Source organism: Candidatus Frankia nodulisporulans (genome assembly GCF_902806475.1).
GTDB classification, from domain to species: domain Bacteria; phylum Actinomycetota; class Actinomycetes; order Frankiales; family Frankiaceae; genus Frankia; species Frankia umida.
The window spans coordinates 1-19330 of record NZ_CADCWS010000022.1 but is presented as its reverse complement, the minus strand read 5'-3'; the positions used below and the strand labels follow the sequence as shown (position 1 = coordinate 19330).

General features: G+C 75.3%; 9 protein-coding genes and 1 pseudogene. All 10 read right to left on the bottom strand.

Features of this window, described 5'->3' with window-relative positions; translation table 11 throughout:
• Window positions 1-38: 38 nt before the first annotated feature.
• Entirely contained in the window at window positions 39-4922 is a 4884-nt protein-coding gene (locus tag G6R24_RS04350) for a thioester reductase domain-containing protein (protein ID WP_163547878.1), read from the bottom strand.
• Window positions 4919-8161, bottom strand: coding sequence for a type I polyketide synthase (locus G6R24_RS04345; RefSeq protein ID WP_163547877.1), 3243 nt, complete (start codon window positions 8159-8161; stop codon window positions 4919-4921). Before G6R24_RS04345 ends, G6R24_RS04350 begins: the two co-directional genes overlap by 4 nt.
• 40 nt (window positions 8162-8201) lie before the next feature.
• Window positions 8202-9260, bottom strand: coding sequence for an ABC transporter substrate-binding protein (locus G6R24_RS04340; RefSeq protein WP_163547876.1), 1059 nt, complete (start codon window positions 9258-9260; stop codon window positions 8202-8204).
• Window positions 9261-9357: 97 nt separating this feature from the next.
• Window positions 9358-11154, bottom strand: a complete 1797-nt coding sequence (locus G6R24_RS04335; protein ID WP_163547875.1) for an amino acid adenylation domain-containing protein — start codon at window positions 11152-11154, stop codon at window positions 9358-9360.
• Between the two features lie 184 nt (window positions 11155-11338).
• Window positions 11339-12193 (bottom strand): ABC transporter permease, encoded by an 855-nt coding sequence (locus G6R24_RS04330; RefSeq protein ID WP_163547874.1) that lies wholly within the window; start codon window positions 12191-12193, stop codon window positions 11339-11341.
• Window positions 12190-12966, bottom strand: coding sequence for an ABC transporter permease (locus tag G6R24_RS04325; RefSeq protein ID WP_163547873.1), 777 nt, complete (start codon window positions 12964-12966; stop codon window positions 12190-12192). Before G6R24_RS04325 ends, G6R24_RS04330 begins: the two co-directional genes overlap by 4 nt.
• Window positions 12963-13178 carry a hypothetical protein gene (locus G6R24_RS24375; protein WP_276529332.1) on the bottom strand — a complete coding sequence of 72 codons (216 nt, stop codon included), beginning with the start codon at window positions 13176-13178 and terminating at the stop codon, window positions 12963-12965. The genes G6R24_RS04325 and G6R24_RS24375 overlap by 4 nt, the downstream gene beginning before the upstream one ends.
• A gap of 116 nt (window positions 13179-13294) precedes the next feature.
• Window positions 13295-14032 (bottom strand): annotated as a pseudogene (locus tag G6R24_RS04320) (ATP-binding cassette domain-containing protein); the annotation flags it as partial.
• 75 nt (window positions 14033-14107) lie between these two features.
• Entirely contained in the window at window positions 14108-15574 is a 1467-nt protein-coding gene (locus G6R24_RS04315) for a beta-ketoacyl reductase (RefSeq protein ID WP_163547872.1), read from the bottom strand.
• Window positions 15575-15630: 56 nt separating this feature from the next.
• The coding region (locus tag G6R24_RS04310; protein ID WP_163547871.1) for an AMP-binding protein at window positions 15631-19330 on the bottom strand (3700 nt) is incomplete at its 5' end.

Genomic DNA, 19330 nt, shown 5'->3' with positions numbered 1-19330 from the left:
GCGTCGTCATCGGGTGCGCGTCGTCATCAGGTGCGTCGTCAGGGGGCGCGCCGTCCGGGGTCGGGCAGGAAGCCCGAGTCCACGGCCGCCGTCAGGTAGCGGTCGACGACGGTGTCGTCGACGGTCGGACAGCGCAGCCCGGACCGGTCCAGCGCGGTGCGGGTGTTGTGGTCGTCGAACCGGTACCGGCCGGACGCCTCGTCGCCCCGCGGACCCGCGGCCTCCAGCGCCCGCACGGTCGCGATCGCGGGGCTCCGCGCGGTGGCCGCGGCTACCCGCAGCGCCTCGCGCCAGGCCTGCTCGGACACGACCGTGGACGGGTAGCCGAGCGCACCCAGCCGGTCGAGCAGGTTCCCGAGCAGGGTCGGACGTGGGTTCGTCAGGTGGTAGACGGTGCCGGTCGCCGGCCGGGTGAGGGCGAGTTCGACCAGGGCGGCGACGACGTAGTCCACGGGGACCAGGCCCAGGTCGAGGCCGCGCAGCGACGCGTCGTCGGGTACCACGCCGGTCTGGACGACCGCCTGGACGTAGCTCCACAGCACGTCGTCGGTCGTGCCGACACCAGTGCGGCTGTCCCCGCTGACCCGTCCCGGCCGGTAGACGGCGACCGGCAGCCCCCGCGCCGCCGCCTGGGCGGCCAGTTCCTCGGCCACCCATTTCGACAGCGGGTAGCCGCCCGGTTCGAGCTGCCCGGGGTCGACCCGGCGGTCCTCGGTGAGCAGCGGCGGGTTGCCGTGGGCGGCGATGGCCACCCCGACCGTCGACACGTAGTGCACCGGCTTCACCCGCACCCGGGCGGCCAGACGCAGCACCTCGGTGGTCGCGTCCACGTTCGCCGCCCGCAGCGACTCGTACGGCGCGATCATGCTGACGGACGCGCCGTTGTGCACGATCAGGTCGAGGGTGGCGGCCAGCTCGTCCAGGTCGGCGGGGCGCAGGCCGAACCCGGGGCGGCCCAGATCGCCGGGGACGGCGACGATCCGCGCTGCGAACGCCTCGTCCCAGTGGCGGTAGCGGGTCAGGGTGGCGCGCAGCCGGTCGAGGCCGGCCGTGGGGTCGGTGGCCCGCACCAGGCAGTGCACCCGGGCGTCGGTGCGCCGCAGCAGTTCGGCGAGCAGGAACGCGCCGAGGAACCCGGTCGCCCCGGTCAGCAGCACCTCCCGCGGCGCGCCCCGGGTGGTCTCGTCGTAGGGCCGGGTGCCGTCGGCGGTGATGTCCGAGGCGAGCACCGCGTCCCGGCGCGCCCCGGACACAGGATCGACGGACGCCAGCGGTGTCGCCCGGTGGCGTTCGACGGCGGCGGCGAGCCCGGCCACCGTCGGTGTCTCGAACATCGCCGTCATCGGGAGCCGCACGCCGAGCCGCTCCCCCAACGTGATGATCACCTCGGCGGCCCGCAGCGAATGCCCGCCGAGGTCGAAGAAGTCGTCGTCCACCCCGATGGTGTCCAGGCGAAGCACCGCCTGCCAGATCGCGGCGATCTCCGCCTCGGTCCCGGACGCCGGCGTGGTGGACCGGCCCGTTCCGGTCGTCCCCACCGCCGCCGTCGTCGCGGCCGCGCTCCCGGCCTCGAGCAGACGGGCCAGCGCGGCGAGGTCGGGGCCCTCGTCGGTACGCGGCAGCTCGCCGTCGACCACGGTGACCGTGCAGGTCGTCGGCGTTCCGCGGCGGTCCGACACGCGCGACGAGGCCCATCCCGGCGGCGTGGTGGAGGCCGGATCGTCCACCGTGACGAACCCGTGCACCGTCAGCAGCCCACACACCCGCTGGGCCCCGGCCCCGGCCACCGCCTCAGTCCCGGTCGCCACCTCGGCCCCGGCCCCGGCCACCGCCTCGGTCCCGGCCCCGGCCCCCGTCTCGGCGAGGACCATGACGGCGGCGCCGGTCACGCCGGGCAGCGCGGCGAGCGTGTCCTGCCAGCGGCGCAGGAGATCACGGTCGACGAGGGGCAGGCGGTCGAGCAGGTCCAGGTCGGGGGTCCCGTCGAGGCGGCGCGGGATCGCCGTGACCGGGACGACCAGGCCAGGAACACCGCGACCGCCGCCGGGCAGCACGGCGCGCACGGCGGCCAGCACCGCCGGACCGTCATAGTGGGCCGCCGGGACGACGTGCACCGTCAGATGGGCCCGGCCGGTGCTGTCCCGGGCCACGCTGAAGGCCACGTCCGTGAGGGACGGCAGCTCGCCGCGCAGCCGGCCGGCCAGCCGGTCCAGGTCAAGGCGATACCCGGCGACGGTGACCCGGCCCAGCCGTGGGGTGACCAGGTCGATGCGCCCGTCGGCGAGTCGCCGGCCGCGCAGACCGGTGTGCGCCAGGGCGGGCAGGGTCAGCAGCGGCCCGGTGACCCCGATCGGGGCGAGCCCGGCCGCGTCGTCGACGACCCGCAGCGCACCGAGCCGGTCGGTCCCGACCGGTACGTTCTCACCCGGATTCCCTGCCCGACCCGGACTCACCGCCTCAGCTGGGGGCGCAGCCGGGCTCCCGCCCGTGGCCTCGACCCGGGTGAGGCTGACCGGTCCCCCCGACACGTGCGGCGCGAACAGGAAGTGCACCGGGCCTGACGTCGACGCCAGGTACGCCTCGGCGGCCCGGCGGGGCAGCACGTCGTCCACGACGACGGTCACCTGGCCGGTACCGGGATCGGCCGCCGCGGCGGGTTCGACCGGCCCGGCCGCGCTGAACCCGACCACCCACCCGCCCGCGACGCCACCGGCGGGTACAGCGCCACCCGCGGGCGCAGCCGGATCGGTCGGGTAGGCCAGCAGGGTCGCTCCGGCCAGCAGCGGCACCATCGTCTCGTGGACGTCCCCGACCGTTCCCAGGCCTCCGGTCCAGCGCACGGTCCCCGCCGGCTCCGATGGTCGCGCGCCGACACCGGGAGCGCTCCCGCCGGTACTGCCGGACGGGGCCAGTCGGGGCCACAGCCAGTCGGCAAGGCGGACCAGCCGCGCGCCTTCCACGGCGTCCAGCGGGGACGATGCGGGTTCCCATCCCGGCGTGGACGTCCGGAGCACGCGGAAGGGTTCGCCGTCCGCGGGACCGTCCACGACCAGCAGCGTGTCGCCCATGTCGGTGCCGACCGGCTCCGCGGGGCCGGCGGCGGGGGGCGGCAGGGGGACGCAGCTGCCGTCCGTGGCCGCGGCGGCGAGCAGGGCGACGGCGCGCCGGCCGGCGGGGTGGACGGCCACGCCGATGCGGGTGCCGTGGGTGGCTCCGGCGGCGGCCAGCCGGTCGCGCAGGGCGGTGACCTCGGCGAGCAGGGTGCGCCGGGACATCGGGGCTGCGCCGGGTAGCCGCAGGGCCGGCAGGTCGGCGCCGTGCCCGGCCAGCGCGGTGAGCCGGGCCAGGACGGTGTCGGCGCCCTCGCCGAGGGCGGTGCTCGGCGTGGGCACGTCGGTGGCGTGTTCCTGGGCGAACGCGTCGTCGGTTTCGGCGGCGGTCAGCAGCGGCAGCGCGGACAGCCGGCGTTCGGGGTCCTGCGCCGCCGCGGTCAGCAAAGTCTCCAGGTGGCCGGCCATCCGTGCGACGGTCTCGGAGCGGAACAGGTCGCGGGCACCGACGATCATGCCCTCGATCAGATCGCCGCGTTCCCACACGTGGACGACGATGTCGGACTGGGTGACGCCGATGCGGCGCCCGGCGAGGGTCACGGACAGGTCGCCCATCCGGGCGTCCTCGGGCAGGCGCTGCTGCACGAGGGACACGGCGAACACCGGGTTCTCGGCGGCGTCGCGGCCGGGGGCGAGGTCGGCGACGACCGACTCGAACGGGGCGCTGCGGTGGCGCAACGCGTCCAGACAGGTGTCGCGGACCCGGGCGAGTGCCGCGGCGAACGTCGGGTCGGCGCTCAGATCGGTGCGCATGACCAGCGTGTTCGCGAAGTAGCCGATCAGCCCGGCGGTTTCGGGGCGGTCGCGGCCGTGGGCCGCCGAACCGACGATCAGGTCGGTCTCGCCGCTGTAACGGTGCAGCAGGACCTTGAATGCCGTCAGCATCAGCATGTACGGGGTGGCGCCCTGGGCGCGGGCGAGTTCACGCAGCCGGACGGAGACGTCCGGTGCCACGCCGAAGGGGTGGCTTTCGGCCAGATGGCTGGGGACGGCCGGGCGGGCATGGTCGGCCGGCAGGGCGGCGGGGGTGGCGGGCCGGTCGGCCAGTCGGACCCGCCAGTACGCCAGGTCGGCGGCGATCACCGCGGACTGGGCGTCGCCGCGCTGCCAGGCGGCGAAATCGGCGAACTGGATCGGCAGCGCCGGCAGCGCCGGGGCCTGCCCGTGCCGCGCCGCCGCGTAGAGGTCGCCGAGTTCGTGGGCGAGGATGCCCATCGACAGGCCGTCGCCGATCAGATGGTGCATCCGCACCGTCAGCACGTGGTCGTCGGCACCGAGGCGCAGCACGTCGAAGCCGACCAGCGGCGGGCGGGTGATGTCGAACGGCTGGTGGGCCCGGGTCCGAATCCACGCGTCGATCTCGTCGGGATCGTCGGCGACGCCGAGCTCACCCGCATCGTGGAGGACCAGTGGCACCGCGATCGCCGCCACCGGCGCCACGACCTGCACCGGACGGCCCTCGACCGACTCGAACCCGGTGCGCAGCACGTCGTGGCGGGCCAGCAGGCCGGCGACCGCGGTGCGCAGGGCGTCGGCGTCCAGCGGGCCGGACAGCCGGACCGGCAGCGCCATGTTGTAGAACGGGTTGCCCTCGCGTAGCCGCACCAGGAACCACAGTGCCTCCTGGGTGTAGGAGGCGGGTGCCGGGCCCGGGGATGTCCGCCGGGCGATCTCGCTGCGGCGCGGCGCGCCGCCGGAACGCCAACGGGCGAGCAGCGCCTGCTTCGCCGCCGAGGCGGACGTCCCCGCCGGGGGCGGCGGGGTGCTCTGGTCGGACGGCGGGGTCGCCGGGCTCTGCGACGGGGCGCTCATCGGGCGGCGTCCTGGCCGGTCGGGCCCGCGAGCTCCGCGTTCTGGCCCAGCAGCAGGGCCGCCTCCTCGTCGGTGAGCTCGGCCAGCCGTTCCTCCAGCCGGCTGTCGACGACGGCCGCCATGGTGGCCACGGTCGGCGCCGGCCCGAGGATCTCCGCGACCGACACCTGGATCGGGAAGGCGCTCTCGATGCGCGCCACCACCTGGGCGGCGAGCAGCGAATGGCCGCCGAGGTCGAAGAAGTTGTCGTCGACGGCGATGTCGTCGAGACCCATGACGTCCCGCCAGATCCGCAGCACCTCCGCCTGCACCGGATCGTCGGGATCCTCCGGTCGGGGCGGGGACGGCGGGCCGTCGCCGGCCCCGGTGGCACCGGGCGCGGCCGAACCGTGGGCCGTCCCGGCACCGTCGGGGGCGCCAGCATCGTCCAGCCCGTCCACACCGGCCAGGGTGGTGGCGTCGAGCGGGCCGATGGAGGCGGAGGCCGGGGTGGTGGTCGGTGCGCCGGGGTTCGGCACGGCGGCGGCGCGTGGGGGGTCGATCCAGTGGCGGGAACGCTGGAACGGGTAGGTCGGCAGGAGTCGGCGCCGGCGGACGGTCCGGCCCTGCACGGCTGCCCAGTCCGCGCGCGCACCCTGGGTCCACAGGGCGCCGAGCAGCGTCATCAGGGCGGCGCCGGGCACGGCGGTGGCGTCGCGGGCCGCGCCCAGGCTGGCCAGCACGTTCGCCCCGGCGGCGGGGCCGAGTGCGCGGGCGAGGGTGGTGCCGGGCCCGACCTCGACGAGCACGAGGTCGTCGGCGGCGAGGGTGGCCACCCCGGCGGCGAAACGCACCGGTTCACGTAGCTGACGGCCCCAGTAGGCCGGGTCGGTGGCCTGCTCGCGGGTGATCCAGGTGCCGGTGACGCAGGAGACGAACGCGCTGGTCGGCGCGGCCCGGCCGACCGCGCGGACCAGTTCGGTGAACGGGTCGACGGCGCCGTCCATCATCGCCGAGTGGAAGGCGTGGCTGGTGCGCAGCGCGGTGGCGGCGACACCGGCGGCCCGCAGCCGGGCGAGCAGGGCGAGGACGTCCGGGGCGGGTCCGGACACGACGGTCTGCTCCGGGCCGTTCACCGCGGCCAGGCCGACCGGGGTGGCGTCCAGGTGGCGGGCGAGCGCCACCTGGGACAGCGCGACGGCGGCCATCATCCCGCCGTCCGCGGCGGCCATCAGCCGGCCGCGGGCGGCGACCAGTTCCAACGCGGCCGGCAGGGTGAACACGCCGGCGAGGGTGGCCGCGACGAACTCGCCGATGCTGTGGCCGAGCATCGCCGCCGGGGTGATACCCCAGTCGACGAGCTGGCGGGCGAGGGCGTACTCGACGGTGAACAGCGCCGGCTGGGTGAGATCGGTGCGGTCCAGGGCCAGGGCCGCGGCGGCGGTGCCGGTGGGGTCGGCGGGGAACAGCACCTCGCGCACGTCGAGTCCGAGCCGCGGGGCCAGCAGCGCGGCGCACTCGTCGATGGTCGCCCGGACACCCGGTTCGGTGTCGTACAGGTCGCGGGCCATCCCGGTGAACTGGCTGCCCTGGCCGGGGAACAGGAACGCCACGTCCGGTCCGTCGGTGCCGGCGGAACCGGCCGTGCCGGCGCTGCCCCGGGTGCTGCCGGCGGCGGTGCCCAGGCGCGAGGGCGGGCCGGATGCCTCGAGCAGGTCGGCCGCGGCCGGCGCGGTCGCGGCGACCACGGCGTGGCGGTGGCGGAACTCGGCCCGTCCGGTCTGGGTCGTGAAGGCGACGTCGGCGAGCAGGGCCGGGTCCGGGTCGGTGGCACGCAGATGGGCGGCGAGCCGGTGGCGGGCGGCGTCGAGGGCGTCCGGTGTGCGTCCGCTGACCAGCAGCAGCGCGGCGGGACGGGCCGGGGCGTCCGGCGGGGCGGGCACGGGGGGTTCCTCGACGACGACATGGGCGTTGGTCCCGCCGACGCTGAACGAGCTGACCCCGGCGCGGCGCGGCAGCGGGCCCCGCGGCCAGGCCGACAGCTCGGTGTTCACCCGGAACGGGGTGTTCTCGAACCCGATCTCCGGGTTGGGCCGCGGGCAGTGCAGGTTCGGCGGGATCTGGCCCGCCCGCAGCGACAGCAGGATCTTGATCAGACCGGTGACCCCGGCGGCGGTGTCGGTGTGCCCGATGTTCGGCTTGACGGTGCCGATCCGGCAGAACTGGCGGGTGGGGGTGTCGAACGCCTGGGTGAGCGCAGCGATCTCGATGGCGTCGCCGAGGCGGGTGCCCGTCCCGTGGGCCTCGAGGTAGCCGATCGAGTCGGCCTCGACGTCGGCGACGGCGAGTGCCTCGGCGATCACGTCGGCCTGGCCGTCCACGCTGGGGGCGGTGAAGCCGACCTTGTCGGCGCCGTCGTTGTTCACCGCGCTGCCGAGCACCACGCCGAGGATCGGGTCGCCGTCGGCGAGCGCGTCGGAGAGCCGGCGCAGCACGACGACGGCCGCCGCGTCCCCGGGGACGGTGCCGTTGGCGTCCGCGTCGAACGTGCGGCAGCGGCCGTCGGGTGAGTTCACCCCGCCCGGGGTGTGCAGGTAGCCGGCGCGCTGCGGCAGGAAGATGGTGACGCCACCGGCGAGGGCGTAGTCGGATTCGCCGGAGAGCAGGCTCTGGCTGGCCAGGTGCAGGGCGACCAGCGACGACGAGCAGCCGGTGAGCACGCTGATGCGCGGCCCGCGCAGGTTCAGCTTGTACGACACCCGCGGGGCGAGGAAGTCCTTCTCGTTGCCGAGGGTCGCCGCGAACTGGCCGATGCGGGCCAGCACCGGCTGGTTGGGCAGGATGTGGGTGGTGTAGTAGAGGTCCGGCCCGCCGCCGCCGAACACGCCGACCGCCCCGTCGAGGCGGCGCACGTCGTAGCCGGCGGATTCCAGCGCCTCCCAGGCGCATTCGAGGAACACCCGCTGCTGCGGGTCGATGGTCTCGGCCTCGCGGGGGGTGTAGCCGAAGAACGGGGCGTCGAAGTCCTCGATGCCGTCGAGGATCGGTCGGCGGCGCACCAGCCGTGGCTCGGTCAGCGCCTGCGGGGGGAGCCCCGCGCGCAGCAGGTCGTCGTCGCTGAACTCGCTGGCCGCCTCCCGGCCCGCGCACAGGTTCGCCCAGAAGGCGTCCAGGTCCGCGGCGCCGGGGAAGCGGCCGGCCATCCCGATGACCGCGATTTCGGCACCGCTGGTCTGCCGCGGCGATGTGGTCGTGATCATCGGGCTCCTTGTCATCGGTCCGTGCCTGGGTCCGGGCTGGTCAGCGGGTGAAGCTCGCCAGTGCCGGGGTGATCTGCTCCAGGGCCCACTCGATGCTCAGCGGCCCCGGGTTGCGCAGCGCCGTCGCGGTGGCCGGGGGCAGCACCTGGACGTGCTTGCCGGCGACCGCGGGCAGCGCCTTGTAGCCGGCCAGCCCCTCGACGGTGGCCTGCGCGGTGGGCACCAGGTAGGTGACCAGGAGCAGGTCGGCGTCGGAGAGCTTGTCGAGCTGCTCGAAGCTCAGCAGCGCCCCGCCGGTGCCGGCGGCCGGGGGCAGCGCGCGCACGGTCGGCGACATGGTGAGACCGACCTGGGTGAACAGCTTGTCGGAGAAGTCCTGCGGGGAGACGGTGACGACGAGCCCCGGTGCGGTGCTGCCCAGCGCGAACGCGTAGGTCTTCCCCTGCGCGCCGGGATTGTCCGTCTTCGCCTTGGCGATCGCGTTGTCGGTCTTCGTGACCAGCGCGTCGGCTTCGGTCGGCCGGCCCAGCGCCTTGCCGACGGTGCGGGTCACGTCGTCCCAGCTGTCCTGCAGCAGGCCCTTGTCGTAGGCGACGGTCGGGGCGAGCTTCGACAGGTTGGCGTAGGCCTTGTCGATGCTGAAGTCGGTCGCGGCGAGGATCAGGTCGGGGCGCAGCGCGGCGATCTGCTCGGTGTTGAAGCTCGCGTCAGCGCCCTGGGTGAGCAGGGTCGTCGTCTTCGGGTCGACCTTGCCGGCCAGCCACGGGTAGAGGCCGTCGGCGTTGAACGGCGATTTGGGAATGCCGACCGGGGTGACGCCCAGCGACAGCGCGATCTCCGCCTCGGGGATGCCCAGTGCCACGACCCGCTTCGGTGCCGTTGTGATCCGCGCCGTGCCGAGCTTGTGGGTGATGGTGACCGGGAACGCCGCGGCGGACGTGCCGGCCGGCACGGCCGGGGCCGCCTCGTCCGAGCCGTCGGATCCGCAGGCGACGAGCCCGACGGCCGTCCCCACCAGCAGGGCGCTCAGGGCAAGACGGGAGCCCAGGCGCCGTCGCCAGGTCGGTGTGACCTCCAGGCGGTCAGCAGTGGCGTGCATTATCTGAGTCGTGCCCTTCTTCTCTGTTCCCTGTCCGGCGGGGCCGGCGCAGGTGTGACGCCGCGGCCTGCGCGTCGCCCCCCGGTTGTTGGATCTGTCACCACTCGGTGATCGGCTCCGCGTACAGCAGCGCCGCACGCGAGCCCACCGGCGTGCCCTGTCGGGGCACGCCGACGGTCACTGGTCCGGACGGTGTGCGTCCGGACGATTCCGCCCCGCGCGGGGTGGCGGCGGCGAGTTCGGCCACCCGGGCGCGGTCGAGCTTGCCGTTCGTGGTCAGCGGCAGTGCCGCCACCGGCGCGCAGACGGTCGGGATGAGCCCCGCCGGCAGCACCCCGGCGAGCGCGCCGCGCAGCCGCGCCGTGTCCCAGCCGCCCCCCGGCCCGGTGCCGGTGACAGCGGGGACGGTGACAGCGGGGACGGTGACAGCGGGGACGGTGAGCGCGACGAGGTCGGAGTCGGCGCCGTGGCCGACGACGGCCACCGCGGCGGCGGTGATGCCGGGCAGGGCCATCAGCGCCGCCTCGATCTCACCCGCCTCGACCCGCATGCCCCGCACCTTGAGCTGCTCGCCGTCGCGGCGGCCCAGGTAGTGCAGCTCGCCGTCCTGCCAGCGGGCCAGGTCACCGCTGCGGTACCAGCGCCCCGCGCGCCCGGACACGGTGACGAACCGGGCGGCGGTGGTGGCCGGGTCCCCGCGGTAGCCGAGGGCCACCCCGGCCCCGCCGATGTACACCTCCCCCGATGCCCCGGGTTCCCCGGCGGGTACCTCGACGCCGGCGTCGTCGAGCAGCAGGATCTCGAAGCCGTCGATCGGGCGGCCGATCGCTGGACGGTCCCCCGCGCCACCGGCGAGCACCGGGTGCGTCGTCGCGACGATGGACGTCTCGGTCGGCCCGTACACGTTGACCAGCCGGCCACCGGCAGGGGCGGGTGCGGGCAGCCGCAGCTGCGCGCCACCGGTGAACATCCGGCGCAGGTCCGGCAGGTCGACCAGGCCCGGCCCGGCCAGGACCTGCTCGGCGATCGGCGTGGCCAGCGTCGTGAGACTCGCCCGCCACGCCCGCAGCGTCTCGACGATGCGCCCGCTGACCATCCGCACGTCGTCCGGGCAGGCCAGCAGGGTCGCGCCGGCGGCGAGCGTCGGCCAGATCTCGAAGCCGGCCGCGTCGAACCCGAGACTGAGCGTGTGCAGGTACCGGTCGCCCGGGCGGATCGGGTAGGCCCGCTGGTGCCAGCGCACCAGGTTCGCGAGCCCCGCATGCCCGACCTCGACGCCTTTGGGGACGCCGGTGGTACCAGAGGTGTAGATGACGTTCGCGCAGCCATCCGGGGCGCTGGGCGCCGGCATGTCGGGCTCGGTGCGCGCCGCGGCCAGCTGCGCCGGGCCGATCTCGGGCAGGCCGAGGTCGGCACCGAGCCCCACCTGGCTCGCCGAACACAGGACGGCCACGGCGGCGGCGTCCGCGCACACCCGCCGCAGCCGTGCCCGTGGATGGGCCGGGTCCAGCGGCAGGTAGGCGACGCCGGCCAGCCAGCAGCCGAGCGCGGCGGTGATGAACGGCGTCCCCCGGTCGGCGGCGACGGCGACCACCGTGCCCGCCGACGAGACGCCCGCCGACGAGACGCCCGCCCGCGGGCCGAGTTCCCGTAGCGCCGCGGCCACCCGCGCGGCCCCCGCCCACAGCTCACCGTAGGTGGTGGCCGCAGCGGCCGGATCGTCCACCACGGAGACCGCGGTCGGACGACGCACCGCATGATCCCGGATCCACCGCACACACCAGGGCGCCTCGCCCCACCCCACGGACCTCGACGCGGCAGCGGCGGAGGTGACCGCGGCGGCGGACAACGGAGCCGACGGGATGGCTGCGCTCAGGTCATCCCCTTCCGTCATGCTCCCCTGCCCTTCAGTACTGTCGCCGCTGCGAACACCGACCCTGACCGGATGACCCGGGTGTTCCTCCCACGCTGAGCAGGGCGAACGTCTCCCCTGGTCAGGAATGTAGGTTAGGCTAACCTACGATCATGAACGGGACAAGATATAATGGGTGCATTCCGTCCACCGCTCATCCGGTGGCTCATCCGCGCCGCGCCGCGGCCAGGCGGTACCCACGCAGGGCGACCACACCGAACACGACGACCAGCCCGCCACCCCAGGCGAGGGTCTGCAGGAACGGCACGAGGACGGGCCCGTCGTCGGCCAGCGCGCGCATCGTCTCCACCGCCGGGCTGAACGGCACGGCCCGCACCACCGGCTGCAACCAGCCGGGATAGTCCCCGGCGGGTACGAACCCGGAGTTGAAGAACAGCATCAGCAGCGACAGCGACGCCTGGTTGCGCGCCCGCACCGCGACCGCGGTGACGAGGGCCGCGATGCCCACCGCGAGCACGCAGGGCACGACGACGAACCCGAGCGCCGCGGGCACCCCGTGGTGGAAGCGCAGACCCACGGCCAGGCCGACCAGGGTCAGCACGACCGAGGCGGCCAGCGACCGGGCGAGCTCCGCGAGCAGCCGGCCGGCCGGCCCGCCGGCCCGGTGGATGGGCAGGACGTGGAACCGGGCGAGCAGTCCCTGGTCGCGTTCGGTGATCAGGGACGCGCCGGTGCCCAGCGCGCCGAAGGCCGTCCCGACAAGCACGGTGAGGGGCACGGTGCCGTAGATGCTGTCGCGTCCGGTGGCCGCGGTGATCGAGTCACCCAGCACCGCCCGGAACACCAGCAGCAGGAAGGCGGGGAAGACCAGGGTCTGGGCGAGCACCAGCGGGTCACGTGACCAGCGCCGCAGCAGCCATCCGGCCTGCAGGCCGGCGCAGCGCAGCGCCGCGGCCAGGCCATGTTCACCCGTGGCCGCCACCCGGTCAGCCGCGGCCGCCGAGGACGAGGACGGGCGCGGGGGCGGCGGGGACGGCCGGGACAGCACCTCGGCGCTCATCGGCGTTCTCCCGCCGGACGAGCGAGCACCCGCACGAGCAGCAGACCGAACACCACGGTGATTCCCACTCCCCAGGCCAGCGCGAGCAGCACCGGACGGGCGGTGGGACCGCCGCTGGCCAGCGCCCGCATCGCGTCGGCGAAGCGGGACACCGGCTGCTGCCCGGCGATTCCCCGCAGCCACGACGGCAGCCCGGACAGCGGCACGAACCCGGTGGAGATCATGATGAGCAGCAGTTGCGGCACCATCAGGGTCTGCGCGACGGACTCCTTGGCACCGGTGCGGATCGCCAGCGCGTCGGCGCCGAGCGCGAGACCGACGGCGAACAGCAGCGCAAGCCCCACGAACCCGAACGCCGCCGCCACCCCCGCGTGGAAGCGGAACCCGAAGGCACTGCCGACGGCGATGCCCACGGCGACGGCGAGCAGCGCCCGGATCAGGTCGGCGGCGAGTCGCCCCAGCACCGGTGCGAGGCGGGCGACCGCCATCGAGCGGACCCGCCGGTACATGCCGGCGTCCACGTCACCGGCGAGCGCCTCCGCCGAACTGATCGCCACGAAGATCATCGCCTGGAGGATGACCACCGGCAGCAGGTGCTGCGCGTAGTCGATGCCGAGGTCGGACATCACTCCGCGCAGCGGGACGTAGAAGCCGACGAAGAACACCACCGGGCTGACCAGCGCCCCGGACAGCTCGGCCGAGTCCCGTCCCAGCAGCGTCACGTTGCGCCCGGCCAGCACCCAGGCCTGCCGGGAGACCTGCGCGGCGCTCACCGGCCACCGTCGCCGGGGATCGCCGGGTCGCCAGAAGCCGCCGGACCACCAGGATCGCCCGGTGTGGCCGGATCGTCCGGAGTCGCCCCAGCGGCCGGATGGCCGGTGAGGGCGAGGAACACGTCGTCGAGGGACGGCCGGCGCAGCGCCGCGTCGGTGAGGGCGATGCCCGCGTCGGCCATCCGGGCGAGGACCCGGCCGAGGGTGTCCACCCCGTCGGGAGCGGGCAGGGACAGCGGGCCGCGACCGGGGAGGCGGACAGGTCGGCGAGGGCCCGGGTGGCCGCGGGTAGCTGCGCCGGGTCTGCGAGCACGACCTCGCAGACCGTCGTGCCGATCCGGCTCTTGAGCTGTGCGGCGGTGCCCTCGGCGACCTGACGGCCATGGTCGATGACCAGGATGCGGTCGGCGAGCGCGTCCGCCTCCTCCAGGTACTGGGTGGTGAGTACGACCGCGATGTCGCGTTCGCGCAGGGCGGCCACGGCCGTCCACAGCGACTGGCGGGCCCGCGGGTCCATCCCGGTCGTCGGCTCGTCGAGGAACAGCACCCGCGGTTCGGCGACGAGACTCGCGGCGACGTCGAGGCGTCGGCGCATGCCCCCGGAGTAGGTGGCGACCCGCCGGTCGGCGGCGTCCACCAGGTCGAACTCGACGAGCAGCTCGCGGGCCCGTTCACGGGCGGCCCGGCGGCGCAGGCCCAGCAGACGACCGAACAGCACCAGGTTCTCGGTTCCGGTGAGCTGCTCGTCCAGGGCGGCGAACTGCCCGGTGAGCGCGATGGCGGCGCGCACCCCGGCCGGGTCGCGGACGACGTCGTGGCCGGCGACGACGGCCCGCCCCCCGCTGGGCGGGATCAGGGTCGAGAGGATGTCGACGCAGGTCGTCTTGCCGGCGCCGTTCGGCCCGAGCAGACCGAGGATCTCGCCGTGGTCGACGGTGAGACTCAGCCCGTCCAGGGCCACCACCGACCCGAAGGTCCGGCGCAGTCCCTCGACCACGATCGCGGGGGCACGCGGACTGGTCCGCTCGGGTGGCGCGACGGTGGCGGCTGCCGGTGACGGCGGCATGTCTCGAACCTTTCGTCGGGATCATCCGGAGACGATCGGCGGATGGATCGCTGTGACCGGACCAGGTGGAACCGGTCAGGGCCGTGTTCCTCGACGGGCTGCGAGGCGGCGTTCGGCCCGCTGACGTCCCCGCTCTCCGGCCGCGGTGGGAGCGGGTTCGGCCTCGGTGGCATCCGCGGTGGGGGTGCCGTCCGCCGCGGACGCACCGGTGGCGGGTCCGCCCGCGGTGACGGCGCGTGCCGTGGCCACAGCGCTCAGATGGTTGGCCAGCGTGCGCACGGACGGGCAGCGGAACAGGTCGACCATCGACGGCGGCTGGGGCAGGCGGGACTCCAGCAGGCTGTGCAGCCGGGTGGCGGCCACCGAGTTCCCGCCGATGTCGAAGAAGTTGTCGTGCACCCCGACCTGGCCGATTCCCAGCACCTCGCACCAGGCCGCGGCGATGATCCGCTCGAGCCGCACCCGGGCCGTCCGGGCCTGCGTGCCCGTCCCGTCGGCCGACCCCGACCCACCGCCCCCGACGCTGCTGTTCCCGGCGCCGGCATCGCCCTGGGTGTCGCCTGCTCCCTCGACGAGACCATCCGCCGCCTGCGCGTCGGCGTCGGACGGTGACGCCGACACCTGGCGTGCGGCGGGTGTGTCGGTGCCGAACCGGTCCGCCATCGTCGGTTCCAGATCGTCCAGGGCCTCACGCAGCGCGTCGCGGCGGGCCGGTCCGCCCGGCCCGGACGGATCGTGGGGGGCGGCGCGGACGACCAGGTGCGCCAGGGCACGCGTCGGCCCGGTGAGCCGACTGGCCGGCCACGGCCGGGTCATGTCCAACCCGATCAGGATGTGCGGCAGGTCGAGCGCGAGCGCCGCCCGCAGGCTCGCGATGCCCTCGCGCTGCCCGATCGTCTGGTAGCCGCGGGCCGCGCTCAGCTCGCCGGTCACACCGTCCGCGGTCATGCCCAGGCGGTCCCAGCCGCTCCAGGCCAGGCTGGTGGCCCGCCGGCCGAGCGCCCGCTGGGTGTGCGCGAGGGCGTCGAGGAAGGCGTTGGCCGCCGCGTACGCACCGACCGTCGCCCCACCGAAGTAGCCGTTCAGGGAGGAGAACGAGACGAAGGTCGCGGCCGACCCGTCGGTGTCGGCGAGCAGCCGGTGCAGGGCGAGCGCCCCTCGGGTCTTGGCGGCGATCGCGACATCGAGGCTGTGTGGGGTGTGCTCGGCCAGCGGGCGCTGGTCGACGGTGCCGGCCAGATGCACGACGCCTGCGAGGTGCGTGCCCAGTTCCTGGCGCGCGGCGGTGACGGCCTGGCGCAGCGCCGCGTCCACCGTCGCGGGATCGGCGGCGAGATCGAGCGCGAGGTAGCGGACCGCACCGTGGCGGGCCAGCGCGGACAGTGCCGCGCCCACTTCCCCACCGTCGGAACCGACGGAACCGACGGTGGCGGCCCGCCACGGGCCGGGGCGACGTCCGACGATCAGCAGCTGGGCGTCGTGTTCGGTGAGCAGCTGGCGGGCGACCAGCCGCCCGAGACCACCGAGACCACCGCTGAGCACATACAGGCCGCCCGGATTGGCCGGGGCGGCGGGCGCCGCCGCGCCGGTGGGGACGGTCAGGCCGCCGGCGAGCCGGGAGACGTGGCGCCGCCCGCCGCGGTAGGCGACCGTCGGCTCGTTCTGGGCGCTGTCGAGCTCCTCGGCCAGGATCCGGGCCTCGTCGACCGGTGTCCGACCGTGCTCCCCCAGCGCGTCCGCCCCGGCAGCCGTAGGGGCTCCAAGTCGACGTGGCGGATGTGCAGGTCGGGGTACTCCCGGGCGGCCGAGGCCAACAGTCCGGTGATCATGGCCCGTTCGGGTGCGGGCGTGTCGGTGGACCCCACTGTGGCACCGGCGGTGACCACCAGGAGCTGGACCGGCGGCCCGGCCGCGGGCCCGCCGACCGCGACCCGCGGGGCGAGCGCGTGCAGCAGGTGCAGCAGGCTCTCGACCCCGTCCCGGATGGCGGCGGCGAGCCGCTCGCCGTCGGGCAGGACACCGTCCGACCGGATGCCGTCCGGCGCCGGTCCGTCCACGCCGAGCAGATGGACGACGGCGGACGGACGGCGTCCACCGGCCGTGCGCTCGGCGAGGCGTCCGGCGAGACCGCCCCGGTCGGCGATCAGCAGGACATCCCCGGCGCCGGCCAGGTCGGTGGGATCGGTCAGGGCAGTGGGGTCGGTGGCGTGGACGGGCGGGAGACCCGGGGTGGGTCCGCCCAGGTCGGCGAGGGCTCGGGGCACCCACACCGGGCGGTGGAACCAGTCGGGCAGCGTGTCGACGCCGCCGAGGGCGATCTGGACCTCGCGGACGATCCCGGCGTAGACCCCGTCGGCGAAGCGGCGGGTCAGCAGGGAACGCTGGATCTTGCCGATGTCACTTTTGGGAATGTCCCCGCGGGACACCGGAACCAGGTAGTCCGGGCCCACCCCGATGCCGTCACGCACGGCGGCCCGCACCCGGCGCAGCGCGTCCACCCGGTCGACCCCCGGGGCCAGGCAGACGAACACGGCGAGCCGGTCGGTGTCGTCGCGTGGGCCGCGGGCCGGGCAGGCGGCGGTGAACGAGGTCTCGACACAGTCTAGGACGTCGACGAACGCCTCGATCTCGTGGCTGTGGTGGTTCGCGCCGTTGAGCACGACCACGTCCTTGGCCCGTCCGGTCACCGCCACCTGGCCGTCGCGGATGACCGCGAGGTCGCCGGTGTCGAACCAGCCGTCGGCGGTGAAAACCTCGGCGTCGAGCTCCGGGTGGGCGTGGTAGCCGCCGGTCACCATCGCGCCGCGCACCTGCAGCCGACCGGTCTGCCCGACCCGCACCGGCTGACCGTCCGGGCCGACGACCCGCACCGCGCAGCCAGCCAGCGGCGCGCCGACCTCGACGTGGGCGTCCCCGTCCGAGGTGGTGTCGAAGCGGAACCGGTCGCTGTAGAGCACCCCGGACGACGTCTCCGACATGCCCCAGGCGGGCCGCATCGCGTCGGCGGGCAGCCCGAACGGGGCGAGGGTGCGCAGGAACGTCCGGGCGGTGCGGGCCACGATCGCCTCGCCGCCGTTGAGGACGAACGCGAGCCGCGACAGGTCCAGCTTGCGTCCGGCCAGTGCCTCGGCCGCGTCGTTGACCAGGCCGTAGGCGAAGTTCGGCGCCCAGGTGGCGCTCGCCCGGTGCCGGCTGGCCAGCTCCAGCCAGCGCGGCGGGTCGGCGAGCACCCGGGACGTCTCGACCAGCACCTGGGAGGCGCACAGGTGAACGTCGCGCAGATGGAACATGACGACGCCGCCGACGTGCTCCAGCGGCATCCAGTTCACCGAGATGGTGTCCGGGCCCAGGTTGTTGCGCCGCCCGGCGGCGGCGCTGGCCAGCACGTTGCCGTGGGTCAGCGGGACGGCCTTGGGCACCCCGGTGCTGCCGGAGGTGAACAGCAGCAGTGCCGGGGCGTCCGGTCCGCTGGCGTGCGTGCGGTCATCACCCGGATGGCCGCGCAGCGCGTCGAGGTCGAACAGCCGCAGCGGGGCGATCCCCGCGGTCGCGGCGGCCTCGGCCAGTATCCCGGCCAGTTCGGTGGAGACGGCCACCGGCGGATCACCGAGCATCCGGCGGGCACCGTCGAGGCGGCGCAGGGCGTCCCCGGGTCCGGCCGCGTCACGGACCGGTGCCAGCGGCACGGCGACGAACCCACCGAGCAGGCACGCCCACAGCAGCGGGACGAAGTCGGCCGTCCGCGCGCACTGGAACACCACCGGTTCACCGGCCGACACGCCCCGGGCGCGCAGTCCGGAGAGGATGCGTTCCGCCTCCCCCGCGATCTCGGCGCAGGAACGCCGGGTCTCGGTGCCGTCCGCGCCGACGTGGACGATCCACGCCGCCGACGCCGCCGCCCGCCGCACCGCCATCCCCAGATCCGCCAGGTCGAACGGTGCTCGCGGCCCGCCGTCCAGCACCGCCGGTGGGATGTCCAGCACCGCCGGTGGGACGTCCGGTGCGGTCCCGGCCGGCCCGTCCGGCGGGGCCGGAACCGCGGTGGTCCCGGCCGGTGCGCTCTCGGCCGACGTGGTCCCGGTCGGTGCGCTCTCGGTCGCGGGGGGCGTGAACTCGTCCAGGTGGCGACGGGGGGGCGTGGGTAGCGGCACCGACTCGATCCGCACCTGGACGTCACTCGCCCCCGGCACCTGCGCGACCCGGTCCCGCCAGGCCCGGGATGTGGCCTCGTCGAGCACCGGCAGGCGCAGCAGGGCGCCGAGGTCGACCAGCCCGTCGGCGGTGAGCGGCAGGGCCGACACGGCGACGATCACGTCCGGCAGGAGCGCGGCCGGCAGGACGGTGCGCAGCCGCCGCCCCAGCGCCTCGACCGACAGCCGGGTGGAGGGCACCACGTACGCGATGCGACGGATACCGCCGGAGACGGTGGCCCGCGCCACGACCCGGGCATGCGCGACCGCGCCGTCGGCGACGATCGCCCGTTCGAGGATCCCCACCCGGACCCGGTAGGCGCCGGCCCACAGCAGCTCGGGGGGACGCGGGTCGCGGGTGGCCGCCACACCGGTGGCGGCCCGCAGCCCACCGGGCGTCGCGACGGCCGCGAACACGCGTACCCGCCCGTCCCCGGTGATCCGGCCCAGGTCACCGGTGGGAAGAACGGGTTCGGCCTCTCCCGGGGGAAGAGCGGGATCGCCGGGAGGCCCGGTCTCGGCCCCGCCCACGACGGCGAGGTGGCCGACCGCGGTGTGCGGCAGGGACCGACCGTCCTCGTCGACCACGAGCACCGGCCGTGACACCGGCACACCCGCCGCCGATCCGTCCGGATGGCCGGCCGCACCGGCGTCGGCGAGAACCGTCTCGATGACGCTGCCGCCCGCCTCGGGTGTGGCGTAGCGGTGCACGACCGTCACGGGTGTCCCGCCGGCGGCCCACTGCCGCAGGCCCGTCGCCGCGTCGTCGGCCAGCGGCCCGCCGTACACCACGACCAGACGCGGTCTCCGGCGGGCGGCACCGAGCTTCGCCAGCAGCGACCCGGCGGCGTCCGGCCAGGTGACCAGGACGTCGGCGTCGGCCGCGGACCTCGAGCCGCGCAGGCAGGCGCCGCCGGCCAGCGTCCACCACAGGCCGACGGCGGCCAGGTCGGTGTCCGCCGGCGCGTCCACCACGACTGTCTCTCCCGGCCGCAGCGGATGCCGGCCGGCCAGATCGGCGACTTCGCGGGCGAGCCGGGACGGGCCAAGCCGCACCTGCCCGTCCACCCCCGCGACCAGCGCTCCCCCGTCGTCGCCCCCACCGCCG

Coding starts and splice junctions, on each gene's coding strand:
- G6R24_RS04350 (WP_163547878.1), bottom strand. CDS start 4,922: ATGAGCGCCCCGTCGCAGAGCCCGGCGACCCCGCCGTCCGACCAGAGC.
- G6R24_RS04345 (WP_163547877.1), bottom strand. CDS start 8,161: ATGATCACGACCACATCGCCGCGGCAGACCAGCGGTGCCGAAATCGCG.
- G6R24_RS04340 (WP_163547876.1), bottom strand. CDS start 9,260: ATGCACGCCACTGCTGACCGCCTGGAGGTCACACCGACCTGGCGACGG.
- G6R24_RS04335 (WP_163547875.1), bottom strand. CDS start 11,154: ATGACGGAAGGGGATGACCTGAGCGCAGCCATCCCGTCGGCTCCGTTG.
- G6R24_RS04330 (WP_163547874.1), bottom strand. CDS start 12,193: ATGAGCGCCGAGGTGCTGTCCCGGCCGTCCCCGCCGCCCCCGCGCCCG.